Source organism: Rhodococcus (subgen. Prescottella) equi (assembly GCF_003013675.1).
Lineage (GTDB): Bacteria > Actinomycetota > Actinomycetes > Mycobacteriales > Mycobacteriaceae > Prescottella > Prescottella equi.
The window spans coordinates 4,811,639-4,836,381 of sequence record NZ_CP027793.1 but is presented as its reverse complement, the minus strand read 5'-3'; the positions used below and the strand labels follow the sequence as shown (position 1 = coordinate 4,836,381).

The 24,743-nt window shown below is 69.0% G+C and carries 24 protein-coding genes; 17 read left to right on the top strand and 7 right to left on the bottom strand.

Going from position 1 to position 24,743, the window contains the following annotated elements:
• Positions 1–15: 15 nt before the first annotated feature.
• The 15 genes from C7H75_RS22370 (at position 16) to C7H75_RS22300 (ending at position 13,648) form a co-directional block, all read left to right on the top strand.
• Complete coding sequence (locus C7H75_RS22370; protein WP_106851852.1) at positions 16–501, top strand: MaoC family dehydratase N-terminal domain-containing protein; 486 nt, start codon at positions 16–18, stop codon at positions 499–501.
• Entirely contained in the window at positions 498–899 is a 402-nt protein-coding gene (locus C7H75_RS22365) for a hotdog family protein (protein ID WP_064076280.1), read from the top strand. The genes C7H75_RS22370 and C7H75_RS22365 overlap by 4 nt, the downstream gene beginning before the upstream one ends.
• Before the next feature lie 94 nt (positions 900–993).
• On the top strand, positions 994–2,298 hold the full coding sequence (locus C7H75_RS22360) for an aromatic ring-hydroxylating oxygenase subunit alpha (protein WP_081184165.1): 1,305 nt from the start codon (positions 994–996) through the stop codon (positions 2,296–2,298).
• Between the two features lie 124 nt (positions 2,299–2,422).
• Positions 2,423–3,766 carry a zinc-binding metallopeptidase family protein gene (locus C7H75_RS22355; RefSeq protein WP_106851851.1) on the top strand — a complete coding sequence of 448 codons (1,344 nt, stop codon included), beginning with the start codon at positions 2,423–2,425 and terminating at the stop codon, positions 3,764–3,766.
• Positions 3,766–4,719, top strand: a complete 954-nt coding sequence (locus tag C7H75_RS22350) for a DODA-type extradiol aromatic ring-opening family dioxygenase (protein ID WP_081122233.1) — start codon at positions 3,766–3,768, stop codon at positions 4,717–4,719. Before C7H75_RS22355 ends, C7H75_RS22350 begins: the two co-directional genes overlap by 1 nt.
• Before the next feature lie 35 nt (positions 4,720–4,754).
• Positions 4,755–5,627 carry an alpha/beta fold hydrolase gene (locus C7H75_RS22345; RefSeq protein WP_106851850.1) on the top strand — a complete coding sequence of 291 codons (873 nt, stop codon included), beginning with the start codon at positions 4,755–4,757 and terminating at the stop codon, positions 5,625–5,627.
• 79 nt (positions 5,628–5,706) lie between these two features.
• Positions 5,707–6,654, top strand: a complete 948-nt coding sequence (locus tag C7H75_RS22340) for a 2-hydroxyacid dehydrogenase (protein WP_069855483.1) — start codon at positions 5,707–5,709, stop codon at positions 6,652–6,654.
• Between the two features lie 191 nt (positions 6,655–6,845).
• Positions 6,846–7,826: an ABC transporter substrate-binding protein gene (locus tag C7H75_RS22335; protein WP_005517217.1), complete on the top strand. Its 981-nt coding sequence runs from the start codon at positions 6,846–6,848 to the stop codon at positions 7,824–7,826.
• On the top strand, positions 7,823–8,632 hold the full coding sequence (locus C7H75_RS22330) for an ABC transporter ATP-binding protein (protein WP_005517218.1): 810 nt from the start codon (positions 7,823–7,825) through the stop codon (positions 8,630–8,632). The genes C7H75_RS22335 and C7H75_RS22330 overlap by 4 nt, the downstream gene beginning before the upstream one ends.
• Entirely contained in the window at positions 8,629–9,462 is an 834-nt protein-coding gene (locus C7H75_RS22325) for an ABC transporter permease (protein WP_005517219.1), read from the top strand. The genes C7H75_RS22330 and C7H75_RS22325 overlap by 4 nt, the downstream gene beginning before the upstream one ends.
• 33 nt (positions 9,463–9,495) lie before the next feature.
• Entirely contained in the window at positions 9,496–10,278 is a 783-nt protein-coding gene (locus tag C7H75_RS22320; RefSeq protein ID WP_064059330.1) for a class II aldolase/adducin family protein, read from the top strand.
• A 161-nt stretch (positions 10,279–10,439) separates the two neighbouring features.
• Positions 10,440–11,444 (top strand): NAD(P)/FAD-dependent oxidoreductase, encoded by a 1,005-nt coding sequence (locus tag C7H75_RS22315; protein ID WP_022598254.1) that lies wholly within the window; start codon positions 10,440–10,442, stop codon positions 11,442–11,444.
• 3 nt (positions 11,445–11,447) lie between these two features.
• Positions 11,448–11,768, top strand: a complete 321-nt coding sequence (locus tag C7H75_RS22310; protein WP_005517222.1) for a DUF362 domain-containing protein — start codon at positions 11,448–11,450, stop codon at positions 11,766–11,768.
• Positions 11,768–12,619 carry an alpha/beta fold hydrolase gene (locus tag C7H75_RS22305; RefSeq protein ID WP_081122229.1) on the top strand — a complete coding sequence of 284 codons (852 nt, stop codon included), beginning with the start codon at positions 11,768–11,770 and terminating at the stop codon, positions 12,617–12,619. The genes C7H75_RS22310 and C7H75_RS22305 overlap by 1 nt, the downstream gene beginning before the upstream one ends.
• A gap of 138 nt (positions 12,620–12,757) precedes the next feature.
• Positions 12,758–13,648 carry an IclR family transcriptional regulator gene (locus tag C7H75_RS22300; RefSeq protein ID WP_013417398.1) on the top strand — a complete coding sequence of 297 codons (891 nt, stop codon included), beginning with the start codon at positions 12,758–12,760 and terminating at the stop codon, positions 13,646–13,648.
• 9 nt (positions 13,649–13,657) lie between these two features.
• On the opposite strand, the gene C7H75_RS22295 is transcribed toward C7H75_RS22300, so the two are convergent.
• The 7 genes from C7H75_RS22295 to C7H75_RS22265 all read right to left on the bottom strand — a co-directional run bounded on the left by C7H75_RS22295 (position 13,658) and on the right by C7H75_RS22265 (position 22,535).
• Positions 13,658–15,163 (bottom strand): AMP-binding protein, encoded by a 1,506-nt coding sequence (locus tag C7H75_RS22295; RefSeq protein WP_106852059.1) that lies wholly within the window; start codon positions 15,161–15,163, stop codon positions 13,658–13,660.
• 34 nt (positions 15,164–15,197) lie between these two features.
• A complete protein-coding gene (locus tag C7H75_RS22290) occupies positions 15,198–16,145 on the bottom strand; it encodes a quinone oxidoreductase family protein (protein ID WP_084870218.1) in 948 nt (315 codons plus the stop codon).
• A gap of 58 nt (positions 16,146–16,203) precedes the next feature.
• The gene (locus C7H75_RS22285; protein ID WP_106851849.1) at positions 16,204–18,543 is read right to left on the bottom strand and encodes a CaiB/BaiF CoA-transferase family protein; all 2,340 of its coding nucleotides are present in this window, start codon (positions 18,541–18,543) and stop codon (positions 16,204–16,206) included.
• Positions 18,544–18,669: 126 nt separating this feature from the next.
• The gene (locus C7H75_RS22280) at positions 18,670–19,650 is read right to left on the bottom strand and encodes an ABC transporter substrate-binding protein (protein ID WP_084847714.1); all 981 of its coding nucleotides are present in this window, start codon (positions 19,648–19,650) and stop codon (positions 18,670–18,672) included.
• Positions 19,651–19,684: 34 nt separating this feature from the next.
• Positions 19,685–20,476 carry an enoyl-CoA hydratase/isomerase family protein gene (locus tag C7H75_RS22275; RefSeq protein ID WP_022598246.1) on the bottom strand — a complete coding sequence of 264 codons (792 nt, stop codon included), beginning with the start codon at positions 20,474–20,476 and terminating at the stop codon, positions 19,685–19,687.
• 276 nt (positions 20,477–20,752) lie between these two features.
• On the bottom strand, positions 20,753–21,670 hold the full coding sequence (locus C7H75_RS22270; RefSeq protein ID WP_005517230.1) for an AurF N-oxygenase family protein: 918 nt from the start codon (positions 21,668–21,670) through the stop codon (positions 20,753–20,755).
• A 130-nt stretch (positions 21,671–21,800) separates the two neighbouring features.
• Positions 21,801–22,535 (bottom strand): IclR family transcriptional regulator, encoded by a 735-nt coding sequence (locus tag C7H75_RS22265; protein ID WP_005517231.1) that lies wholly within the window; start codon positions 22,533–22,535, stop codon positions 21,801–21,803.
• A 106-nt stretch (positions 22,536–22,641) separates the two neighbouring features.
• Here C7H75_RS22265 and C7H75_RS22260 point away from each other — a divergent pair, with 106 nt between their 5' ends.
• Both C7H75_RS22260 and C7H75_RS22255 read left to right on the top strand, forming a co-directional pair.
• Entirely contained in the window at positions 22,642–23,847 is a 1,206-nt protein-coding gene (locus tag C7H75_RS22260; RefSeq protein WP_022598244.1) for an amidohydrolase family protein, read from the top strand.
• A gap of 11 nt (positions 23,848–23,858) precedes the next feature.
• Positions 23,859–24,731, top strand: coding sequence for an alpha/beta fold hydrolase (locus tag C7H75_RS22255; protein ID WP_081122226.1), 873 nt, complete (start codon positions 23,859–23,861; stop codon positions 24,729–24,731).
• Positions 24,732–24,743 lie beyond the last annotated feature (12 nt).

Here is a 24,743-nt window from a genome sequence, read left to right as displayed (position 1 = left end):
CCCTAGCGTCGCGGCATGAGAACTCCACTGGACATCGTCCACGAGCGGGTGTCGGCGGCGATCGGCACGCGCGAGCATCGCGACCTCGGATCGGTCCGCCCCGACGAGGCGGTCGCGTTCGCGCGCGCATGCGCGGAGGACGACCCCCGCTATCTGGAACCGGACCGTCCGGACTTCGCTGTGCACCCCATGTACGTGCCCAGCCTGCTCCGCGGGCCGAGCGGCGCGCGGGACGAAGACTATCGGGCCGACGGGATGTTCGCGGACGAGGTGCCCGGGACGTCGGGCCTGGACGTCCGACTCATGGCCGGCGGGCAGGACGTCGACTTCCACCGGCCGACGCCGCTGGGCGAGCGGATCGGCGCCGATCGGGTCGTCGACCGGATCGAGTGGAAGGGGCGCGGCGACGCCCGGTTCGTGTTGATCACCGTCGTCAAGACCTACCGCGCCGCCGCGGTCGGGGCGCTGGCGACCGTCACGGAGAGGTTCATCGTCCGATGATCGGCAATATCGAACCCGCCGCCGGAGCGGAAATCGAACCTGTTGTGCTGCACACTGATCCGACCCGCGTGCAACGCTTCGGCGCGGCCACGCACAACGCCCACCGGATCCACTACGACACCGCGTACGCGCGAGCGGAGGGGCTGGCCGACCGGGTCGTGATGGCGCAGCTGCACGGCACTCTGTTCTTCCGGGCCGCCACCCGATACGTGGGTGATCCCGATGCGGTGCTGTCCGTCGGGTGGCAAAACCGTGCGCCCGCGTACGTCGGGACGACGCTCACGGTCACGGGAACCGTGCGCGAGGTCCACGACGACCGGATCGTTCTGGGTCTCGAGGAGCGCGACTCCGACGGGACGCTGTGCGCTGCCGGTGAGGCCGTCGTGGCCCGGCGGTGAACCGGGTCTGCTGAGTGAACCGGATCCGTTGGAAGGGCGAACCTTTAGTCGGAAGATCTGCGTACCAAAAGATCTCGTGTCGAGAGGACTTCACATGACTGGTGTCGAGGCGCCGGACGCCGCACAGGCGCTCCCGGAGAGGCCGCGTGCGGCCGGTCGGCAGGACTGGACGGCGTGGCCCCGATACAACGAGGCCGGCAGCGGCTACCGGGGCTACTGGTACCCGGTGACGTGGTCCAGCCACATCACCAAGGACCCCAAGAGCTACACGATCTGCGGCGAGAAGCTCGCGATCATCCGTGACAGCGGCAAAGTGTATGCGCTGCATGATCGTTGTCCGCATCGCGGCGTTCCGCTGTCGGAGGGTGATCAGCAGTTCCCGGGCACCGTCAGCTGCCCGTACCACGGGTGGACGTTCCGGCTGAACGACGGCAAGCTCGCCGCGGTCATCACCGACGGACCCGACTCGAAGATCTGCGGCAAGCTTTCCGTCCGGACGTACTCCGTCGAGGAGCGGCTCGGTCTGGTGTGGGTCTACATTCCGATCGCGGAGGAGCCCGCGCCGCCGATCGACGAGCAGCTGCCCCGCGAACTCGTCGAGAACGAGGGCATCGTCGGTGGCCGCATCCAACCGCGCGGCGGCAACTGGCGATTCGCGTGCGAGAACGGCTTCGACGAGGGCCACGCCAAGTACCTGCACCGCACCGCGCTGTGGCGGCTGTTCAAGCCGATGCCCACGTGGAACATCACGAGCATCGTGCCCGAGGGGCGGTGGCTCTTCCGGGTGCAGGACGAGGTGTACTGGGAGGCGGACTTCCCCGGCGTCGGCAAATGGACGAACAAGCGCTGGTGGAAGAAGAAGCCCGACGAGAGCCAGATCTCGCAGATCGGCAACGTCGGCGCCGGTCTGAAGGTGAATCCGGTGATCGAGGCCCAGAAGTTCCCGGGCTTCGCCTCGCTGTCCATGCCCGGGGTGCTGCGCATCGCATACCCCAACTTCATCCACTACGAGTTCTACGTCCCCGTCGACGAGGACAACCACCAGTACGTGGGTCTCATGGTCAACTTCGTCACCGGGGCGGCGAAGCTCGGCTTCTACGCCAAGTACCTGGGCGCGATCCGCTGGCTGTTCCACGGTCAGTTCTCCGGCCAGGACGAGTGGATGGTCCGTGTCACGGACGCGCCGCCGGAGAAGCTCTACCGCCCCGACATCTCGCTCACCGCGTGGCGCAACCTCGCCGAGGAGGAGTACGCCGAGAAGATCGCCGCCGCGGTGGCACACACCCCGCAGCCCCCGGCGCGCCCGGCACGGGAGCGACGCCGTGCCACCCCCGCCACCCCAGCCGCCGAGTCGAACGGCGCCGAAGCGGCGTCGCGGACCCCGGCCGCTTCGGACTAGAGGAGAAGACGATGTTCAAGACTCTCGTGAGCGTGACGGTCGGAGTCCTGCTCGCCGTCGGTGCGCGGCCGGCTTGGCGCTTCGTCGCGGCCCGCAGCAATACCCAGGTACACCAGGTCAACTCGTGACCCCCGGGACCGCCGACCCTCTCGCCGGTCTCGACGAACAGCGCCGCCGGTGGGTCGAGAAGGCCTGGGGCGAGGTGGATCGCGAGCGGCTGCGCGAGCTGACGGTCGGGCTGGTGGACATCGCGAGCCCGACCGGCGACGAGGCACCGCTCGCCCGACACATCACGGACACGTTGGCGGCCGGCGGGGTCGAGGCGCACACCATGTACCTCGACGACCGTCAGGCGAACTCGTGGGCGCGGGTGCGCGGCAACGGCACCGGACCGGACCTGATGTTGTATGCGCCGATCGACACTGTCACGAGCGGCGACGCCGCCGAGGACGTTCCGTGGGCCGCGGAGACACTGCGACCGGATCTGCGCGCCGAGGCCGCCGTCGACGGCGACTACGTCATCGGTCTGGGGGCGTCGAATCCCAAGGGGCACGCGGCCTGCGTCATGGCGGCTGTGGAGGCGGTCCGGGCCGCGGAGATCCCGCTGACCGGTGACCTCCTCGCCGGCTTCGGCGCCGGCGGCATGCCGACCAACGCCCGACCGGGCGTGGGGAATCCGCGAGCGAACACCGGCCAGGGAGTCGGCTGCTCGTACCTGCTCGAGCAGGGCGTGTGGTCGGACTTCGCGCTCATCGCGAAGCCGGGCTGGACGGTGTCGTGGGAGGAGGTGGGGCTCGCGTGGTTCGAGATCACCGTGCACGGCACCCACACCTACGTCGGTTCGCGGCACCGGTTGCCCTACCGGAACCCGGTCGCGCTGGCCGGTGCGGTGGCGTTGCGGCTCGAGGAGTGGTTCCCGCAGTACTCGCACCGGCACGGGGAGGGGCTGGTGCTGCCGCAGGGGATGGTTGCGAACATCCGAGGTGGTTGGGAGCGCACCGCGTCCTTCACCCCGGGGCAGGTGCGGATGACGGTGGATCTGCGGCTGAGCCCGCGGACCACACCGTCGGCGGCCGGCCGCGAACTGACGGAAGCGGTACGGGCCATCGCCGCCGATCTGGACGCGCGGATCGATGTCGAACGAATCCTGGCGATCCCGGGAGAGTCGTCCGACGAGCAGATGTGGCTGTGTCGCAGCGCGATCGGTGCATGGGAGGCGTTCGAGGGCTGCCCGCACGACGGGGTGCACGACGCCAGTGGCGCGACCGACGCGAACATCCTGCGCGGCCGCGGCATTCCGACCGTGCGGGTCGGTATGCCGAAGGTGGTCGACGCCCCGTTCGAGGTCGATTTCGCAATGGGCATGAACACCGTGGACCTGCGCGAGGCGGAACGCCTCACGCGCTACCTGATCCGGGTTGCCGTCGACACCGTGACCCGGTCTCTCGAGGAAGTGGGGATCGACTGATGGCGAAACTGGTGCTGGGGGTGGGTGCATCGCACAGCACCCTCATGAACACGCACTGGGAGGAGACGACGCACAAGGCGGAGGCCGAGCGGTTCCGCGCCGCACTGGGGGCGGCGCGCGACCGCATCGCCGAAGCGCGACCCGACGTCGTCGTCCTGCTGGGATCCAATCACTTCCGCGGCTTCTGGCTCGACCTGATCCCGCCGTTCACGCTCGGGGTCGGGGAGTGCATCGCGAGCGGGGAGTCGGGCACGCCGAAAGGCCCGCAGAACGTCGACGTCGACCTCGCGCGCCACCTCGCCGACGAGGTGGTGGAGGGCGGAGAATTCGATCTGGCGTTCTCGGCGCGTCTGCAGATCGATCACGGACAGTCCCACGCGATCCAGTACCTGCTCGCCGGGCTCGACGTCCCGATCGTCCCGCTCGTGGTCAACGTGTTCGCGCCTCCTCTGCCTACGTTCGGGCGGTGCGAAGGCCTCGCCCTGGCACTGCGCGACGCGATCGCGTCGTACCCCGGCGATACGCGGGTGGCCGTCATCGCTTCGGGCGGGCTGTCGCACCGGCTGCCGTGGCCGGACTGGCGGGACCCGCACGGCGAGGACGAGGACTTCATGGTCCAGGCCTGGCTCGACGGTCGCGAGAACTGGTCGGACTACGACGTCCGCCGGCGCCAGATCATCCGGGCCGCCGAGGCCGCGATCTCACCCGAGTTCGACGACCGCATCCTCGACCTGTTCGCCGTCGGCAAGGCCGGTGAACTCGCGGGCTACACGAGCGCGGCCATCGAAGCCGAGGCGGGCAACGGCGCCCAGGAACTGCGCACCTGGCTGATGATGGCCGCGATGATGGACTACATCCCCGCCGAACGGCTTGCCTACGAGTCGATTCCGGAATGGCTGACCGGTATGGGCGTCGTCGTCCTGGATCCCGCGGCGGCACCGGCGGCGCACTGACTTCACCTCCCCTCTCTTCTGCAAAGGACACACTCATGACAATCTGGAACGAACTGGCCGGCCTCGACTTCGCGGTCAAGACCGTCGACGCCGCGGGCATCCCCACCCGATCGCTGCAGGCCGGCTCCGGTGACGAGGCCGTGGTGTTCCTGCACGGCACCAGCGGCCATCTCGAGGCGTTCGCGCGGAACATCGCGGTGCACGCCGCGCACTACGAGTGCCACGCCATCGACATGCTCGGCCACGGATACACCGGAAAGCCGGACTACGCCTACGAGATTCCCCGATACGTCGAGCATCTCGTGAACTACCTCGACGCCGTCGGACTCGACAAGGTTCATCTGGTGGGCGAGTCCCTCGGCGGATGGGTCGCCGCGCACCTCGCCAGCGAACAGCCGGAGAGGGTGCTGTCGCTGCAGTTGCTCGCGGCGGGCGGGACCGTCGCCAACCCGGAGATCATGGAGCGCATCCGCACGTCGACGACCAAGGCGGTGCAGAGCGACGACGTCGAGTTGACCCGGGCACGCCTGCGGCTGCTCATGCACGATCCCGTCGATGCCACCGAGGAACTCGTCGAGGCACGGCACCGGATCTACCACCAGCCGGACTTCGTCGCGAACATCCACAACCTGCTGTCTTTGCAGGACATGGAGACTCGCCAGCGAAACCTGCTGCGTCCCGATCGTCTCGCCCGTATCCAGGCGCCCACCCTGGTGGTGTGGGGGCACGAGAATCCGTTCGGTGACGTGCCGGAGGCGAAGAAGATGGCGGAGGACATCCCCGGCGCGCAGCTGCAGCTCTACCCCGAGTGCGGCCACTGGCCGCAGCACGAGCAGGCGGCACTGTACAACACGCTGAGCCTCGAGTTCCTGGCGAAGGCGTCCGCGCACGCACGCAGCGTCGCCTGAGTGGACTTCCCGCAACACAGTTCGTGGAGCCGGCCGCGCATAGCGCGGCCGGCTCCACGCATCGAGAGGACGGTGTGCGATGCGGATACTGCTGTTGGCGCCGGACGAGCGTGACCTCCTCGGGGGTCTGCTGCGCGGTGCCGCCCCCGGTGCCGAGGTGGTCCGACCGGTTACCCGATCCCGGGACGAGCTGCGTGCCCTGCTGCCCGACGTCGACATTCTGGTCGGGGATTGGAGCGGTCGACTGCCCTTGGGCGCAGCGGAAGCCGAGATCGGTGGGCATCTGCGGCTGCTTCAGCAACCGGGCGTCGGTGTGAACTGGATCGACGTGGAAGCGTGGCGGCGGGCGGGGGTGCCGGTCGCCAACACTCCCGGCGCCAACGCGGCCTCGGTGGCGGAGTGGGCCGTCGTCGCGACCGCGAGCCTGAGCCGGTCGATGGGTTGGGCGCACGACCGGCTCCGCGCCGGGGAGTGGCCGCAGGAGCAGATTCTGGACCACGGCTGTCGCGACCTCGGTGAGCGCCGGGTGGGGATCGTCGGGTTCGGGGACATCGGCCGTCGGTGCGCAGGTCTGTTCGCGGCGTTCGGCTGCGAGGTTGCGTACACCGCACGCCGCCCGAGGTCCGACGCGCCGGCGCGGTATCTCCCGTTCGACGACCTGCTCGCGGTGTCGGACGTCCTCGTGCTCGCGGTGCCGTTGATGCCGTCGACCCGCGGACTGATCGGTGCGTCCGAGCTGGCCCGGCTGCCGGAGGAGGCGATCGTCGTGAACGTCGCCCGCGGTCCGGTCGTCCGCACGGATGCGTTGGTGGCCGGGCTGCGATCCGGACGTCTGGGCGGTGCGGCGCTGGACGTCTTCGATCACGAACCGCCGGCAGCGGACAGCGAGCTGCGGCGGCTCGACCGGGTCCTGCTCAGTCCGCACGTGGCCGGCGGCAGCGCCACCGCGCGGCGCCGGATCTACGAGATGACGGCCGCAAACGTCGCGCGCGTGTGTCACGGAGCCGCGCCGCGGTGGACGCTGTGACCACGTCGAATTTGTTTCCTTCGTATTTCGAACAATCCTCTCGGACCAGGTGCGATGTTGCGCCCCGGTAAGTTATCCGGCCCGGTCCGCACGGTGGACCGCGTTGGTTTTCGCCGCTGCTCCCCGCCGTTAGGTTTCTTCACCACGACCCCGCAAATGCGGCGCAGATCACAGAACGAAGGTGTGCACACATGGCCTGGCGATCGACATTCGGCAAGGTGACCCTTGCATCAGCAGCACTTGTTCTCACGGTTGCCGCGGGGGCGTGCAGCCGGCCCGCCACGCAGAGCACGGCCGACAGCGGCGGTGGCCCGCTCCGGATTGCGGTGGGCATCGACGCGTCCTACGCGCCGTTCTTCGTGGCCGACCAGGAGGGGATGTTCGCGGACGAGGGGCTCGACGTCCAGCTGGTCCAGTTCGGCCGTGGCGGTGAGGCCGTCGATGCACTGGCCACCGGCCAGGTCCAGGTGGCCGGTAGCTCCGACACCACGACCATCGCCCAGCTGCGACAGAATCCGTCGCTGCGGGCCATGTACTCGTACGAGGTGTCCGGCGACTACATCAAGGTCGTCCTGCGCAACGGAGTCGACACTGCGGCCGGTATCGAGAAGATGGGTATCGTTCCCGGACTGAGTCAGATCTCGACGGACAAGTACCTCGAGGCGAACGGAATCGCCCCGGGCGCAGTCGAGATGGTCTCGGCCACACCGACGGACATGCCCGCGCTCCTCAGTCGTGGCGACATCGACGGTTACGTGCTGTGGGAGCCGTGGCCGGCCACCGCGCTGTCGCAGGGCAGCGGGCACGTCGTTGCCGTCACCGGTGACTACGACTGGTTCTACCACCACTGGGCCATCACGACGGCCCCGTGGCTGGAGCAGAACGAGGACACCGCCCGCAAGATCGCCAAGGTGCTCGCCCAGGCGAGCGAACGGGTCGAGTCCGACCCGCAGACGGCGGCAGCGGCGACCAGGAAGGCCGTCAACGTGGCCGAGGACCAGACCGTCACGGCAGTGAGCGAAATCGATTTCGGTGTCGAGAATCTCACCGACAAGGACGTGGAGTCCGCACAGTCGATCGTCGACTTCTACAAGAAGATCGGCGTTCTCTCCGAGCAGCCGGACCTCACCTCGGCGATGCTGCTCGACTGGTACCAGGAGGACAAGCAGTGACAGCGACAACCACCACCAAGGGCGTCCCGATCGACGTCCGCGATCTCGGCATCAGTTTCGGTGCCGCCGAGATCGTCTCGGGCATCGGCCTCGACGTTCGACCGGGCGAGTTCGTGTGCCTGCTCGGTCCGAGTGGATGCGGCAAGTCGACCTTGCTCTCGGCGATGGCGGGATTCGTGAAGCCGTCCGCCGGCGAGATCGTGTGCGACGGTGACGAGGTCTACGGGAGCAACCCGCACGCGGGCATGGTCTTCCAGAGCTCGGAGGCCCTCTTCGAGTGGATGACCGTGAGCCAGAACGTGGCGTACGGACCGCGTATGCACGGCGCGGACAAGGCGGCCCAGGCGCGGATCGCCGCCGAGTACCTCGCGATGGTCGGCCTGCCGCACGCCGGTGACAAGTTCCCGGCCCAACTTTCGGGCGGCATGCGTCAGCGCGTGCAGATCGCGCGCGTCCTCGCGAACCAGCCGTCGCTCGTGCTGATGGACGAGCCGTTCGGTGCGCTCGACGCCCAGACCCGTCAGGTCCTGCAGACCGAACTCGACAAGATCTGGCGGCACACCGGCTGCACCGTCGTCTTCGTCACGCACGACATCGACGAGGCGCTCACCCTGGCGGATCGCGTGGTCGTCATGTCCGCCGGACCGAAAGCGCGCATCAAGAGCATCTACGAGGTGGATGCGCCGCGACCGCGCGATCGTGCCCACCCCGAGGTGATCGATCTGTACGAGCAACTGCGGGACGACATCCGCGCCGAGGTCGTGGCGTCGCTGCGCAACCAGGGCATCGAGGAGGACCAGCTGTGACCGCCGTGGCCGACACCCCCACCACCGTGCGCGCCGCGCGCACATCCCGCACCCGCCGTCGCGGTGCCGGCGCATCCACCGCCGCCGCCCGCACCGCACTCCTGTGGATCGCGTCCGCCGCGATCGGTCTGGCGGTGTGGTCGTTCCTGGCCTGGTGGTACGGGCCCACCACCATCGCCTCCCCGGCCGAGGTATGGACGGCGGCAAAGGAACTGGCCGAGAGCGGCGTGCTGTGGACGTCGATCTGGGCGTCCGCGCAGCGCATCCTCATCGGCTGGAGCCTCGGTGTCGTGATCGGTGCGCCGATCGGCATCCTGATGGGCCGCGTGAATATCGTGCGACAGCTGCTCGACCCGTACATCGAATTCTTCCGCTTCATCCCGCCGATCGCGTTCGTGACACTGGCGGTGGTGTGGTTCGGCATCGGTGAGACGTCCAAGGTCGTCCTGATCTTCTACACCTCGGTCTTCATCGTCACGGTCAGCACGATCGCCGCCACGGTCTCGATCAGCGACAACAAGCTGCAGGCGGCAGCGAACCTGGGGGCGGGCAAGCTGCAGCTCATGAAGACGGTGGTGCTGCCGTCGTCGGTGCCCGGCATCATCACCGGCGCCCGCCTCGCGATGGGCAACAGCTTCCTGACGATCGTCTCCGCCGAGATCGTCGCCGCCGACCACGGCATCGGATCGATGATCTGGCAGGCGCGCAACTACGGCCGCATCGACTGGACCTTCGTCGGCATCATCGTGCTGGGCATCATGGGCTTCGTGTTCGACCGGATCCTGCGCCTGCTCTCGACACGGTACCTCGCTCGCTACGGCGTCAAGTAGACCCCCGACACCCGTCGAACCTGAAGGGACGCAATGACTCACGCACCCACCATCGCAGAGTTGGCCGGGATCCCCGGACGACCCGAGTCGGACGACGTCGAGAGCGAACGGCGGCGCCGCAAGATCGCGGTGATCGGCGGCTACCGGATCCTCTCGCGCTTCGGTCTGGACGAGGGGATCTCGGGGCACATCACGGCCCGCGACCCGGAGCGTCCCGACACGTTCTGGACGGCGCCGTTCGGCCGGCACTTCTCCCAGGTCCGGCCGGACGAGCTGCTGCACGTCGATTCCGAGGGCACCATCCTGTCCGGCGACGGGCCGCTCAACCGGGCCGCGTTCGTCATCCATTCCAAGGTGCACGAGGCGCGACCCGACGTCGTCGGCGCCGTGCACGCGCACGGGCTCCAGGGCAAGGCGTTCTCGTCGCTGCACCGTCTGCTGAGCCCGATCACGCAGGACGCGTGCGCTTTCTACGAGGACCACTCGATCTACGACGAGTACCACGGTGTCGCGCTCGACGAGGAGGAAGGACTGCGCATCGCGGCCGCGCTGGGGCCCCGCAAGGCGGTCGTGCTGAGCAATCACGGGCACCTCACGGTCGGCACGTCGGTCGAGAGTGCCGTGTGGTGGTACGTCTCGATGGAGCGATCCATGCAGGCCGAGCTCGCGGCTCGTGCCGCGGGGAATCCTGTTGCGCTGCACCACGACGTCGCCCTCCAGACGTACGAGGCCGTCGGCACCGAGAAGGTGGGCTGGTTCGCGTACTCGACCATCATCCAGAAGATCGCCGCCGAGGAACCCCACATCTTCGGCTGACCTCGCGGCGCCCCGTGACGGCGGGCTCACCGGCAGACCTCCCCTTCGCCGGTGGGCCCGCCTTTCGGCGTGTGTGCGCACCGGTGGCCCGGACCGAACACAGTCTGCTGACCGGACCGGTTTCATATGTCAAGGGCACCAACGTCATTAGCGTTGCCGACATGAACGCTTCGTCCAACGTCCCGACCGAACTCGAGGTCGACATCCTGATCATCGGCGCCGGCCCGGCGGGTCTCTACGGCGCGTACTACGCCGGTTTCCGTGGCCTGCGGGTGGCCGTGCTGGACGCGCTGTCCGAGCCCGGCGGTCAGGTGAGTGCGATGTACCCGGAGAAGGCCATCCTCGACATCGCCGGATTCCCGTCCGTGAAGGGGCGCGATCTCATCGACGGACTGCTCGAGCAGGCCGCACCGTACGATCCGCTGTACCTGCTCGGGGAGCAGGCGCAGACCCTGGCGCACCTCGCGGACGGTCGCGCCGTCGTCGGAACGAGCACGGGCCGCGAGGTCACTGCGGGAGCCGTGATCGTCACCGGCGGCATCGGCACCTTCACGCCTCGCCCGCTCGCCGAGGGGCTCGACTTCCTCGATCGCGGGCTCAGCTACTTCGTCCCGGACCTGTCGGCCCACGCCGGCAAGGACGTCGTGATCGTCGGGGGCGGGGACAGTGCCTTCGACTGGGCGGTTCACCTCGAGCCCATCGCGTCGTCGGTGACGCTCGTGCACCGCCGCGACAAGTTCCGTGCTCACGCGGCGACGGTCACGAAGGTGCGGCAGAGCAGTGTGCGGATGATCGTCAACGCCGACGTGTCCGCGGTCCGCGGCAACGGCTGGATCTCCGAGGTCGACGTCGCACACAAGCTCGAGAAGAGCACCAGCACCTTGCCCGCGCAGTCCGTCATCGCCGCGCTCGGCTTCACCGCGGACCTGGGACCACTCACCGAGTGGGGACTCGAGATCGACTCGCGGCACATCGTCGTGAACACCCGCATGGAGACCGCGGTCCCGCGCGTGTACGCCGCCGGCGACATCACCGACTACCCCGGCAAGGTCCGGCTCATCGCGGTCGGTTTCGGAGAGGCCGCGACCGCGGTCAACAACGCGGCCGCGGTGATCGATCCCGACGCGGAGATCTTCCCCGGACATTCCACCGAACAGGAAGGCTGAACAATGGCATTCGTCATCGGCGAGGCATGTATCGACTACATGGACCGGTCCTGCATGGAGGAGTGCCCGGTCGACTGCATCTACGAGGGGGAGCGCAAGCTCTACATCAATCCGAACGAGTGCATCGACTGCGGTGCATGCGAACTCGCGTGCCCGGTCGAGGCGATCACCGTGGACCGCAAGGCCGACCCCGAGTTCAAGGAGGACGCCAAGCGGTTCTTCCTGGAGATCCTGCCGACCCGGGCCGAGCCCGTCGGCAACCCGGGTGGCGCCGCCAAGATCGATGTGATCGGCGTCGACACCCCGATGGTGGCGGCGTACTGATGGGCGTGCGGTTCGGGTACGCGGACACCTCGTTCGGCCAGCTGCACTACGCCGAGCAGGGGCGGGGACCGGTGATACTGCTGCTGCACCAGACCCCGCGCTCATGGGACGAGTTCCGAGAGCTGATTCCGTTGCTGGCGAGCAACTTCCGAGTGATCGCGATGGACATGGTGGGCTTCGGTGCGAGTGCGTCGCTGCCCGCCCCGCAGACCATCGAGGACTTCGCACAGGGGGCCTGGGAGCTGCTCGACGCCCTGGGCGTCGACCGGGCCACCGTGCTGGGGCACCACACCGGTGCGGCCGTGGCGCTCGAGATGGCGGCGGCGGACGGTGGACGACTCGACGCGGTCGTGCTGTCGTCGTGTCCGTGGGCGGACGCCGAGTACCGCGCCGGTCACACGGGCGCGGGCGGGGTGGACTGCGCCGAGCGTGTCCCGGACGGCGACCACCTGCGGGTGCTGTGGGACCTGCGTCGTCCGTACTATCCGGACCCCGTCACGGGTCTACTGGACCGGTTCGTCCACGACGCCCTCTCCTTCGGGGTGGATCCGGCCGAGGGACACCGCGCGTGCGGTCGGTACCGGATGGAGGAACGGATCGGCTCCGTCACGGTTCCGGTCCTGCTGATCGGTGCGGGTGCCGATCCGTTCTCGATGCCGGCCCTTCCGAAGCTGCGTGAGCACCTCATCGGGGCACCGTCGGTGGCGGAGGTCGTGATCGAGGACGGCACCGTGGCCCTCGTCGAACGGCACGCGGACCGGGTCGCGACAGTGGTGTGCGAGTTCCTGGCGAATGTGAACACCACCGCCTCGCCGGTGACGGCGGACACCCTGGTCGCGCGGCATATGTAAACCCTGTGAAACCGGTCCGCTGGACGGAACGTGTGACGTGCGTCTCGGGACTTTGGTCCCTAGCGTCACTGGCACCGACAGGGCTACACCGCTCGGACCTCCGAGTCGGGGAGAGCCCCAGAGTGTCAGGAGGCCGCAGTGACGACAGCGATGCAGCGATCGGTCGATCTCGGTTCGGTGGTGCCGATCCAGGCGGCGCGAGGACAGGGCGGTGAGATGTCGTCGGTGCTGGGAAAGGCCCGCTCGATCCTCGACGCCTTCGACAGCGACCACAGCGATCTCTCGCTCACCGAGTTGACGCGCCGCAGTCGGGTCGCGAAGGCCACGGTGCACCGTCTCGCGGGGGAACTGGTCGAGTGGGGTCTGCTCGAGCGGGCCGGCACGAAGTACCGCCTGGGGTTGCGTCTGTTCGAGCTGGGGCAGCTGGTGCCCCGGCAGCGGATCCTCCGTGACGCGGCGCTCCCCTACATGGAGGACCTGCTGCTCGCGACGCAGGAAACCGTGCACTTCGCGGTGCGCGACGGCATCGACGTCCTCTACATCGAGAAGATCATCGGCCACCGCGGGCTCAACCAGCAGTCCCGCGTCGCGGGCCGGCTCCCGTTGTACTGCACGGCCACCGGGAAGATGATCCTGGCGTTCTCACCGCAGTCGGTGTTCGACGAGGTGGTCGAGCAGGGCTTCACCGCGCTCACCGCGCGGACGACGATGTCGGTGTCGGTCCTGCGTCAGCAGCTCGAGCGGATGCGCAAGGAACAGTTGGCGGTCGAGGTCGAGGAGACACGCCTCGGCTACATGAGTGTCGCGGTTCCGGTCTTCAGTGGTCCCACCACGATTGCCGGGGCACTGTCGGTGACCGGCCCGACGGTCCGGCTCAACGTCAGCCGGGTGACCGGTGCGCTGCGTACCGCGGGAATGGGTATCAGCCGCGCGCTGCACGCGATGAAGTGCACGCACGCCCCCGCCGACCTCGCGCGGGGAATGGCCTGCAGCCCCACGATGTGTTCGTTCAACGGTTGCGGCAAGTAGGTGGTGCGGTCAGCGGCCGGGAGCGATCCCGGCCCCTTCCGCGTCCCACGTGTGCGGCCCGATGCCGCGTTCCCGCAACGCCGCCTTGCGCACCTTGCCCGTCTCCGTGAGCGGTAGCGCGTCCACGACGTCGATGTACCGGGGCAGGGCGAAGTAGGCGAGACGGGGCTCGGCGAACCGGCACAGCTCGGCGGGTTCGACGCGGTGCCCGGGCCGCACGACGACCGCCGCCATCACCTCGTCCTCGGCCAACTGCGACGGGACCGGGAACACCGCCGCCTGCGCGACCGCGGGATGCTGCGCGAGCACGTTTTCGACCTCGGTCGACGAGATGTTCTCCCCGCGCCGGCGGATCACGTCCTTGATCCGGTCGACGAATCGGAACCAGCCGTCGGCGTCCCGCACCACGCGGTCGCCCGTGGCCAGCCATGCTCCGGGCGCGGCGGGCGGGTCACCGAGGTAGCCGAGTGCGAAGGCGCCGTCGAGTTCGGTGCGCACCAGCAGTTCGCCGGGGGTGCCGTCCGGGACGGGGCCCCCGGCCGGGTCGACGACGAGCGCGTCGTATCCCGGCATGACCGTGCCGAGGTAGCCCGCGCGCCGGTCACCGGGAACGGTCCCGAGCACCAGATTCGTCTCGGTGGTTCCGAATCCGTCGATCAGCTCGACACCGAACCGTTCCCGGAACGGCCGCCACAGCCGCTCGGGTGTCGCGGGAGAGAGCGCCCGGGTCGCCCGATGCGCGCGATCGTGCGGGGACGGCGAACGACCGGCCAGCATGGCGACCATCGCGCCGAGCAGATACACGACGGTCGCGTCGGCGTCGGCGACGCGGCGCCAGTACTCGCGCACCGAGAAGTGCCGGCCGAGAACGAAGGTGCCGCCCGTCACCACGGCCTGGAAGAACGCGTTGATGGCGTTGGTGTGGAACAGCGGCAGGCCGTTGAAGAGCACGTCGTCCGGACCGAGGCCGAGTGAAGCGCCCACACCCTGTCCCCACCACAGGAATTGTGCGTGCGGGCACTCCACGCCTTTCGGCATCCCCGTGGTGCCGGAGGTGAACAGCACTGCCGCGGGGGAGAGGGCCGACAGCCCTTCGACCGGCGGCAACGGCCGCGAATTCGGTTGCGGTGCCTGCTCGGTGCCGACGATCCACAGCTCGCCCCGGAAACCGGCTCCCGCGACGCGGGAGACGTACTCGGGTTCGACCAGTACGTGCCGGGCACCCGACACCGCGAGGACATGACGCAGCGCGTCACCGCGGAAGGCGGTGTTCAGCGGCACCGCGACGGCACCGAGCCAGGCGCACCCGAGGATCAGATCGATCGCCTCGACGCGGTTCGTGGTCATCGCGGCGACGGGGCCACCACGCCGGATCCCGCGACGTGCGAGTGACCCGGCCATGGCGCCCGCGCGGTCCACCAGTTCGCGGTAGGTCACTCGCACGTCGTCCACCCGCAGCGCGGTGTGGTCACCGCGTCGGGCGGCACGGTCGAGGAGCAGTGCCGGGATCGTCATCGGGTCCGGCAGCGGCAGTGCCCCGGTCACATCGTCACGGAACGACGACGGCACGGCCGGCGACCTTGCCCTCGCGCATCAGCTGCAACGCGTCGGCGATGTCGTCGAGCGGGAACTGCTGGACCGCGAGGCGGATGTCGCCGGCCACGAGGCGGGCGATCATGTCGGGGGCGAGCTCGGCTTGGCGGGCGGTCTTGCGAATCATGTTGACGGGCAGGATCGCAACGTCACTGAGCAGCCAGTTCGGCAGGTCGATCGTGAGCTGCGTGCCGAGGGTGTAGCCGATCAGTGCGGCTCGCCCGCCCGGCACGACACGGGCGAGCAGGTGCGGCAGCGCGTCCCCGCCGAGGGTGTCGATCAGGACGTCCGCGACCGGATCGGGCCCGAGGGCCTCGGCCACCTTCGCGCCGCGCCCGACGATCGGCCGGACCCCCTCCGGCAGCAGCGCGACCTGATCCTCGCGGGGCACCACCCCGATCACTTCGGACGCCCCCGCCAGCTGTGCGAACTGGGCGGCCATCGCCCCCACCGCGCCGGAGGCTCCCGCGACGATCACGCGTTCGCCCACTCGGACGTCGGCAACATCGTGAACGGCGACGTAGCCGGTGGTGCTCGGCAGCAGGAAGGTTGCCGCGACCGCGGGGTCGAGTCCCGAATCGAACGGGGTGAATGCCTTGTCCGAGGCCACCACGAACTCGGCCCAGCAGCCGTTCTTGAACAAGCCGACGCCGCCGCCGCGCACCAGGACCGGGGTCCCGGGCTCGAAGGTGTCGGACTCGACGACGGTGCCGGCACCGTCCGTGCCGCCGATGTGCGGCAGTCGAGGGCGGACGTCGAAGTTGCCGCTCGCGACCGTCATGTCGAGGTGACCGAGTGCGGCCGCATCGATCCGGACGAGGGTCTGGCCGGGTTCGCGGGCGGGCACGTCGACGTCGTCGACCACGGGGGCCTGTCCGAAATTGTGGAGCCGGGCGGCGCGCATGTGTTCTCCTTCTGGATCTTTCGAAAACCAAGTCGGCCCGTGGGCCGTGGAATGAGGGTCAGGTCAGCACGCCGTCGGCACGCAGCCGGGCGATGGTCGCGGGCGGATACCCGGCGACGTCGCGGAGCACGTCGTCGGTGTCCGCGCCGAGCAGGGGCGCCGCTCGGCGGACGGTCACCGCGGCGCCCACCCGCACCGGTGCGCCCTCGTGCAGGAAGCGACCGACCTTGGGATGGTCGCCGGGAACGTAGTACCCGCGTGCCCGCAGGTGCGGGTCGCTCTCGACCAGGTCGCGGCCGTTCTGGACGACCCCGGCGGGAACTCCGGCGGACTGGAGGCGGTCGGCGACCGTCTCGGCGGGCAGGGGCGCCGTCCACGTCGCGATCGCGTCGGCGATCTCGGTTCCGTGTTCGCGCCGTCCCGCCGCGGTGCGGAACCGGTCGTCGTCCGCCCAGTCCGGACGTCCGAGCACGTCGCAGAGGTGTCGCCAGTCGGCGTCGTCGCGGACGGCGATCGCGCACCAGCGGTCCGGGCCGAGACACCGGAAGACTCCGTGCGGCGACATCGTGGGGTGCGCGTTGCCGATCGGGACCGGGAACCGTCCGGTGCCGGTCGCCTGCACGACGCTGGTGCCCATATGCGAGGCCATCGCCTCCAACTGCGACAGGTCGACGTGCTGGCCGCGACCCGTGCGGTCCCGGTGCTCGAGTGCGGCGAGGACGGCGGTCGCGGCCTGCAGTCCCGCCACGATGTCGCCGTGCCCGTATATCACGCCCACCACCTGGTCGCTGCTCCAGCCGGTGAGGGCCGTCAAGCCCGTTGCGGCGGAGACGATGTCGGCGTACGACACCCAACCGCTGCGCGGTCCGGTGTGGCCCATGCCGGACATCGAGACGTACACGATGTCGGGGCGCAGTTCGCGCAGCCGCTCGTACCCGAAGCCCATCTTCTCCATGACGGTGGAACTGAAGTTCTCCACGACGACGTCGCTCTGCGCGATCAGGTCGGCCAGGACCTCGAGGCCGGCGGGGGAGCGGGTGTCGAGGGTGATGCTGCGCTTGTTGCGGTTGACGTCGTTGAAGTACCCGCTCGTGTCCGGGTCGTCGTGCGGGCCCCGGGACAGGTGCATGAACGGCGCGAACCGCGTCGGATCCGGCCGGCCGAGCGATTCGACCTTGACGACGTCGGCTCCGTGATCGGCGAGGATGCGGGTGCAGTACGGTCCGGCGAGCACCCAGGTCAGGTCGAGCACTCTGATGCCGTCGAGCGGAAGGGTGCTCGAATTCGACTCGGGCGACCGGATTTCCGGGTCCCGGCAGTCGTCCAGCAGGGCCTGGTGCTCACCCGGCTCCGCCACCACGAGATCCCGGGCGCGCGCCCCCTCGGGGAACGCGAAACCGAAGCCGAGATCGCGGGTCACGCCTTCGGGCGAGACCACGTCGACGAAGAAGTCGCGGTCGTTCAGCTGCGGGTTGACGAGCAACTCGTCCGGTCGATCGACGGCCGACCACGGTAGCTTGCGAGACTGTGCCGCGACCGCGAACTCTTCCTTCGTCCACTTGTCGAGGAAGCGCTGCACCACCTCGAAGACGTGTTCCTGGTGACGCTTTCGCTCCACCGGATCGCCCCAGCGGGGGTTGGTGAGGTCGTCGGCCGCGCCTTCCTCGACGAGCCAGGCCAGCAGCGCGTCCCACATGCGGGGACTGCCGCCCAGCCCGCCGCCCAGGAAGCCGTCGGCGGCACGGAACAACCCGTGCGGCACCAGCGGGTGCACCCGTCCGGGCCGCGGCGGTACCCGGTCCTCGTGCAGATACGCGAGCGTCCCCGCCTCGAGGCTCGCGGCGACGCACTCCTGCGCGGAGACGTCGATCGCCGGTACCGGGCCGAGCCGACGTGCGCGCAGACCGAGGAGTGCGCCGATCGCGGCGTTCACGCCCGCCAGCTGCTCGGCCTGCCCCTGGGGAAGCAGCAGAGGAGGGCCGTCCGGGTCACCCACCTGGGCCAGCATGCCACCGAGGGCGGCGACGGTGAGATCCGTTGCCGCCCAATCCCTGCGCGGTCCGTCGACGCCGAACGGGGTCACCCGCACATGAACGGTCGAATCGGCGGGCACCGATACCGGTTCGGCACCGGGGGCGCTGCCGTCGAGGAAGACGTCCGATGCGGCGACCAACCGTGCGAGGTCACCGCGTCCGGTGTCCGATCCGAGATCGAGTACGACGGACTTCTTTCCGGCGTGCCAGTGGCCGTACGCGTGCCCGCCGAACTCGTGCCGGCTGGGATCGCCGTCGGCCGGTTCGACGAGCACGACGTCGTAGCCGAGGCCGACGAGGATCCGTCCGGCGAAACGGGTGAAGGGGCTCGAGAGTTCGACCACCCGGATTGCGGATTCGACCACGGCTGCTCCGATCGGTGACGCGGGTTCTTCGGTGAGTGCGCCGACACTATGGCGATGCCGGGCCCCGGGAAACGATTCCGTTCTGCTGACCGAACCGGGCGCGATCCGGCCGGCAGAACGGATCGATCATTCGGTGTCGGTGTGCTCGGACACCCAGCCGTGCAGCATCACCGTGTCGGTGTCGACGGAACCGGTGATCTTGCCCTGGTCGCGGAAGAAGGTGACCAGGTCGTCGGCGCGGGCCGTGTCGTCGGGGGTGAAGTCGCGTCCGACGAAGTCGATCTGGGTCACCGTGCGCTTCGCCTCCGCCGGATCCATCTGGATCGCCGACGAGATCGCCGCGGCCGCGCGGTCGGGGTCCGAGTTCACGATCGCGGCCGCGTCGGCGACCACCGCGAAGACCCGGGCCGCCAGCTCCTCGTTCGCGGCCAGCCACGACTCCGAGGTGAGCAGCCACTGCGAGTACCGGGCGCCGAAGTCACCGCTCGTACCGACGACGCGGCCCCCGGTGGCGACGGCCTGCGCCACCCACGGATCGAACGAGATGAAGCCGTCGATGTCGCCGCGGGCGAGCAGCGCCGGCTGTTCCGGCGGGCTGGTGCTCACCAGTTTCACAGCCGCCGGGTCGAGGCCCACACTGCGCAGGTAGGCGTCGGTGAAGTACAGGCCGATACCGGGGAACACGCCCATGGTCTTGATCGACTGCGGCGTGACGCCGGGGCGGAGCACCACCTGGAAGTAGCGGTCGGATTCCTCGTAGACACCGAGTGCGCGCAGGCTCGGGTTGGCGGCCATCACGGTCAACGCGGTCGAATCGGCGTTGCCGGACATCTCGGAGGTGCCGGCCACGACGTTCTGGGCGCTCGCGGCGCCGCCCTCGGTCTGGATGATCTGCACGTTCAGGCCGGCGGCCTCGAACAGGCCTTCCTTCTCGGCGACGAAGAACGGTGCGTACGACGGATCGACGCCGACCGAGATGCGGACCAGCCCGTCGGGGGCGGACGCCGCCGACTCGGACGCCGGCCGGGAACATGCGGTGGCGACGACGGTCACTGCGGCGAGTGCCGCGACGGCGGCCAGTGCGCGGCGCCGGAATCTGGATGTCATGGGTTTCCTTCGTGGTGGGGGGATCGGTGCGCGCTCAGCGGCCCGTGAACGACGGTGCCCGCTTGTCGAGGAAGGCCTGCAGTCCTTCGGCGGTGTCGCGGGTACGGATCAGTTCGAGAACGGCGGCGAATTCGACATCGAGCGCTTCGTCGAGCGCAAGCGTGCGGCCTGCTTCCACGATGTGCTTGAGCATCCCGATCGTGCGCGTCGGTTTCGCGGCCAACTCGGTTGCGAGTTCGTCTATGCGGGAATCGAATCGGTCGTCGGGGACGACCTCGTCGACCAGGCCGATGTCCAGGGCCTCGGTGGCGGAGAGCCGTGCCCCCTGGATCATGAGGAGCTTCGCGCGATGCGCTCCGAGGAGCCGGGGCAGTCGCTGGCTGCCACCGGCGCCGGGGAAGAGCCCGAGCCCCATCTCCGGGAAGCCGATGGTCGCCGACTGCGTCATCACCCGGACGTCGCACGCGAGGGAGAGTTCCGCACCGCCGCCGAGCGCATGTCCGTTCAGCGCTGCGACAACGGGTTTCGGTGCGGACTCGAGGAGCTTCTGCACATCGGTCCACGGCCGCATCGCACGCTGCGTCTCCTCGGTGAGCTCACGCATGACGCGGATGTCGGCACCGGCGACGAAGAATCGACCCGTCCCGCGCACGACGATGCAGCGGACGTCGGGATCGGCGGCGAGCGGAGGAAGGACGGAGAGCAGTTCGGCGATCAACGCGGGATCGAACGCATTGGCGGGAGGCCGATCGATCGTGACGGTGGCGACGCCGCTCGCGCAGGTCACGGCGAGACACTCGGGGGTGGGTGGGCTTTCGGTCGTCATGGCGGCTCCAGGTCTCGGTGAGTCGGGTCCGGTGAACCCGTTGAGAGGAGCCGAGTATCGACGGGAGGTGGCGTGGTGGGCACGACCGTCGGTCCGGTGGGCGAACCGGAAACGTCACCGTAACGAGCGGCGGCGCGTCTCGGTCGCGTCAGGCGGTATCGGGTGAATGCAGTCGGCCCGCCGCACGACGGTAATCGACCCGGAAGACGCGAAATGCGCGGTGCGCGGGACCTCCCCCTGCTCGCACACCGCGCACTCGCGCCGTGACCCTGCCCGTCAGAGCAGGTGGACCTTCTTGTACAGCACCTTGGACGGCCCGCCGACCAGGCCGACGCTGTCGAGGAAGCTCATGAGCTTCGAACCCGACGTGCGGATCTTGTCGTGGTGGTGCTTGTTGGTGCGCGCGACCTCGAGTGCGCGCTCCTTGTCGAGACCGGCGTTCACGTACACGTCGGGGTGAATCATGCTCTTCATGACGAAGTAGACGGTTGCGGCGGTGCTGACGCGCTCGAAGGCGCGGCGGGCACGGGAAGCGCCCTGCAGGCGGCGTGTGACCTCTTCGCGGGCGAAGCGGATGTGCCGCGCCTCCTCGAGAACGTGAATCTTGCTGACGGTGCGCGTGATCGGCTGGACGCGTTCGTCCTTCATGAAGTCGCGCTGCATCATGTCGAGGATCTCCTCGGCCGCCATGACGCTCGCGTACGCGTTGGCGCCGCGGAACAGCCCGCCCCACAGTCGGCCGGCCCGGTGGATGAACGTGATCGGGCCGTAGTCGGGCATCCCGAACTTCTCGCCGGCGCGCGCGAACATCACGGAGTGGCGGCACTCGTCCGCGACCTCGGTGAGCGCGAACTGCACGTGGCGCGAATGCTTGTCGCGGCCGTAGACGTCGCGCAGGAGCATCTGCATGAGCAGGATCTCGAACCACAGGCCGACACTCGAGACGCTCGCGGCCTCGTGCTTGGTGAGCTCGATCTTCTGCTCGTCGGTCATCTCGTCCCACAGTGCGGTGCCGTACAGCGTGCTCCACTCCGGGGTGAGCCCGAACTTGTCGGTGGGCAGCGGCGCGTTCCAGTCCACTTCGACCATGGGGTCGTACGACTTGCGGGCGGACGAGGCGAGCAGGCGCCGCGCGGTCTCCTCGCGATCGGACACCGGTGGTGCCGTGCGGGTCGACGGAATCGCAGTGGTCATGACGCCCCCTCTTCCTGTCATCGCCGCGGTCGCGGCGAGCCATCTGTGTGTGACGGTCGGTTACTGTTAGCTGAACCATACAATGGCGATTGTCACGATGGCAATGGGTGGCACGCGGATCGCGGGCTGATCAGCGCTGGCGGGCCCCCTTCAGTTCGGCGGCCACGTCGCGCACGAGTGCGCCGATCTCGGCGTAACGGTCCGGTGTGAGCCGGGTTTCCGGCCCGCTCACGATCACCGCGCCGACCGGGAGTCCCGTCGAGTCGGTGACCGCGGCGGCGATGCTCGTCGAACCGGGTTGCACGGCGCCCTCGCACAGCGACCAGCCGCGGGCGCGGATTTCGGCGTAGTCGTCGTCGGTGAGGAGCGTCGCCGGGTCGGGCGTGACGTCGGCGCGGGCGTCCGGGTCGAGCAGGGCGCAGATGGCGCGGCCGGCGGCGCTCGTTCCGGCCGGATGGATCTGTCCCACCTGCAGTGTCGTTCGGACGATCTGCTTGCCCTCGGCGACGTCGACGACGGCGATCGTGGAGTTGTCGAGGACCGCCAGGTGGGCCGTCTCGCCCGTCGCGTCGCGCAGCGAGCCCAGCAGTGCGCGGGCGCGCACCGGCAGCGGGGACGACGTGAGCGCGCGGCCCGCGACGATCAACGGTTTGGTCGACACCTCCCAGCGGGGAGGGGAATCGGGAAGCGGGCGAATCCATCCCGCGTCGTGCAGGGTCGCCAGCGTGCGCTGAAGTGCGCTCTTGTCCTCGTCGAGGACGCGGGAGAGTTCGGTCAATCCGATCGGCTGGTGTTCGGCGACGGCCTCGACGACGCGGAGTCCGCGCGCGAGGGTGCCCAGTGTCTTGACTGAGATGTGGATCACCCCTACTGTGTGTCTGCAAGTGATACTCACTATCGCATAGTGATACTTACGTCGGCAAGGTGCCCCATCGAAGCCTCGTCGACGCGATCTCGCGAAGGAGCGTGCCGTGACGGCTGTCAACCAGGAACTCGATCCCGAACTCTTCAACCCCGAGCCGGAACCGGCCGAGGTCAAGTACACGGTCATCTCCGTCGACGACCATGTGGTGGAGCCGGCGCACCTGTTCGAGACGTGGATGCCCGCGTCGCTCAAGGACCGCGGCCCGAAAATCCTCGAGGGCGAGGACGGCTCGCAGGTCTGGGAGTTCGACGGCAACATCTACTCGCAGGTGGGCATGAATGCCGTCGCCGGCCGCCGCAAGGAATCGGTGAAGTACGAGCCCTTCCGCTTCGACCAGATGCGTCCGGGGTGCTACGACATCCATGCCCGCGTCAAGGACATGGACAAGGGCGGCATCTGGGCGATGCTCAACTTCCCGTCGCAGATCACCGGGTTCTGTGGCCGGGTCTTCGCGCACGCGTCCGACAAGGAGGTCGGCATCGCGGCAGTGCGCGCGTGGAACGACTGGATCTACAACGAGTGGCACCTCGAGTACCCGACCCGCGTGATCCCCGGTGGCATCACCTACCTCACCGATCCGGTCGAGGCGGTCAAGGAGATCGAGCGCAACGCGGCGCGTGGCTTCACGTCGGTCACCTTCCCGGAGCGTCCCCACGCGATCGGTCTGCCGTCCCTGTGGGATCGCGATCACTGGGATCCGATCATCCAGGCCTGCGTCGACACCGACACCGTGATCTCGCTGCACGTCGGCAGCTCGGGCATGTACCAGTACCCGCAGGGCGCGCCGGGACTGCAGTTGGGCGCCACCATGTTCGGCCAGCTCTCGCTCGGTGCATGCAGCGAGTGGCTGTGGTCGGGCTACCCCAAGGATCACCCGACGCTGAAGATCGCGATGAGCGAGGGCGGCATCGGCTGGGTGCCGATGCTGATCGACCGGTTGGACAACATCATCGACCGGTCCGGCTACGGCCTCGGCTGGGACGAGCGTCCGGCGGACATCCTGCGTCGCAACTTCTGGTTCTGCACGCTCGACGACCCGTCCACCATCGCGCTGCGCCACGTGATCGGGGTCGAGAACATCATGCTCGAGACGGACTACCCGCACGGTGACGGCACGTGGCCGCACACGCAGAGCGTTCTCGAGAACTACTGGGGCGACATCCCGGCGAACGAGATGCGAATGATGTGCAGCGAGAACGCCGCCAAGCTGTACCGGCACCCGTTGCCCGAGATCGTTCTCCCCCGGGACTGAGGGGTAGCGGCTTGCTCGTCGACGTGGGCGAAGTGCAGATCGCCACGCGGGTGGTCGGTTCGGGCCCTCCGCTGCTTCTGCTGCACGGCTACCCGCAGACCCGCCGCGTCTGGCGGCGGGTCGCGGACGCTCTGGCCGACCGCTTCACGGTCGTGACGACGGACCTGCGGGGCTACGGCGACAGCAGCAAGCCGGAGGGCGACGACGCCCACACGACGTACTCCAAGCGGGCCATGGCCGGCGACCAGGTGGAAGTCATGCGCAGCCTGGGGTTCGAGCGCTTCGCGGTCGCCGGCCACGACCGGGGTGCGCGCGTGGTGCACCGCATGTGCCTCGATCACCCCGATCGGGTGGTCCAGGCCGCCCTGCTCGACATCCTGCCGACCTCGGAGGTCTACGCCACCACCGACCGGCAGTTGGCGACCATGTACTTCCACTGGTTCTTCCTGATCCGGCCGCACGCGCTGGCCGAACAGCTCATCGACGCGAACCCGGACGCGTGGATGGACAACGTGCTCGGCCTGGCGGGCGGGGCCGGCACCTCGATGTCCGCGGACGACATCGAGCACTACAAGTCCCACTTCCGGGATCCGGCGGTGGTGCACGCGACGTGCGAGGACTACCGCGCCGGCGCGTCCGTCGACCTCGAGCACGACGCACTCGACGCCGGTCGCCGGATCCCGTGCCCGGTGCTCGTCCTGTGGGGTGACCGGGGACCGCTCACCCGGCGCGAGCATCCGCTGAACGTCTGGCGGCGATTCGCCCGCGACGTCACCGGCCGTGCCCTCCCGGGCGGGCACTTCTTCATCGACGACTCTCCCGACGACGTCGGGCGTGCGATCGCAGAGTTCCTCGAACCGTGGCGGTGCGGCGAACTCGACTGAGCGTCAACCGAG

Bases quoted from the DNA above. Each gene is read 5' to 3' on its own strand.
- C7H75_RS22320 (WP_064059330.1), top strand. From the start codon at position 9,496: ATGACTCACGCACCCACCATCGCAGAGTTGGCCGGGATCCCCGGACGA.
- C7H75_RS22270 (WP_005517230.1), bottom strand. From the start codon at position 21,670: ATGACCACTGCGATTCCGTCGACCCGCACGGCACCACCGGTGTCCGAT.
- C7H75_RS22360 (WP_081184165.1), top strand. From the start codon at position 994: ATGACTGGTGTCGAGGCGCCGGACGCCGCACAGGCGCTCCCGGAGAGG.
- C7H75_RS22290 (WP_084870218.1), bottom strand. From the start codon at position 16,145: ATGCGCGCCGCCCGGCTCCACAATTTCGGACAGGCCCCCGTGGTCGAC.
- C7H75_RS22345 (WP_106851850.1), top strand. From the start codon at position 4,755: ATGACAATCTGGAACGAACTGGCCGGCCTCGACTTCGCGGTCAAGACC.
- C7H75_RS22280 (WP_084847714.1), bottom strand. From the start codon at position 19,650: ATGACATCCAGATTCCGGCGCCGCGCACTGGCCGCCGTCGCGGCACTC.
- C7H75_RS22350 (WP_081122233.1), top strand. From the start codon at position 3,766: ATGGCGAAACTGGTGCTGGGGGTGGGTGCATCGCACAGCACCCTCATG.
- C7H75_RS22305 (WP_081122229.1), top strand. From the start codon at position 11,768: ATGGGCGTGCGGTTCGGGTACGCGGACACCTCGTTCGGCCAGCTGCAC.
- C7H75_RS22295 (WP_106852059.1), bottom strand. From the start codon at position 15,163: ATGACGATCCCGGCACTGCTCCTCGACCGTGCCGCCCGACGCGGTGAC.
- C7H75_RS22275 (WP_022598246.1), bottom strand. From the start codon at position 20,476: ATGACGACCGAAAGCCCACCCACCCCCGAGTGTCTCGCCGTGACCTGC.
- C7H75_RS22340 (WP_069855483.1), top strand. From the start codon at position 5,707: ATGCGGATACTGCTGTTGGCGCCGGACGAGCGTGACCTCCTCGGGGGT.
- C7H75_RS22310 (WP_005517222.1), top strand. From the start codon at position 11,448: ATGGCATTCGTCATCGGCGAGGCATGTATCGACTACATGGACCGGTCC.
- C7H75_RS22315 (WP_022598254.1), top strand. From the start codon at position 10,440: ATGAACGCTTCGTCCAACGTCCCGACCGAACTCGAGGTCGACATCCTG.
- C7H75_RS22335 (WP_005517217.1), top strand. From the start codon at position 6,846: ATGGCCTGGCGATCGACATTCGGCAAGGTGACCCTTGCATCAGCAGCA.
- C7H75_RS22365 (WP_064076280.1), top strand. From the start codon at position 498: ATGATCGGCAATATCGAACCCGCCGCCGGAGCGGAAATCGAACCTGTT.
- C7H75_RS22370 (WP_106851852.1), top strand. From the start codon at position 16: ATGAGAACTCCACTGGACATCGTCCACGAGCGGGTGTCGGCGGCGATC.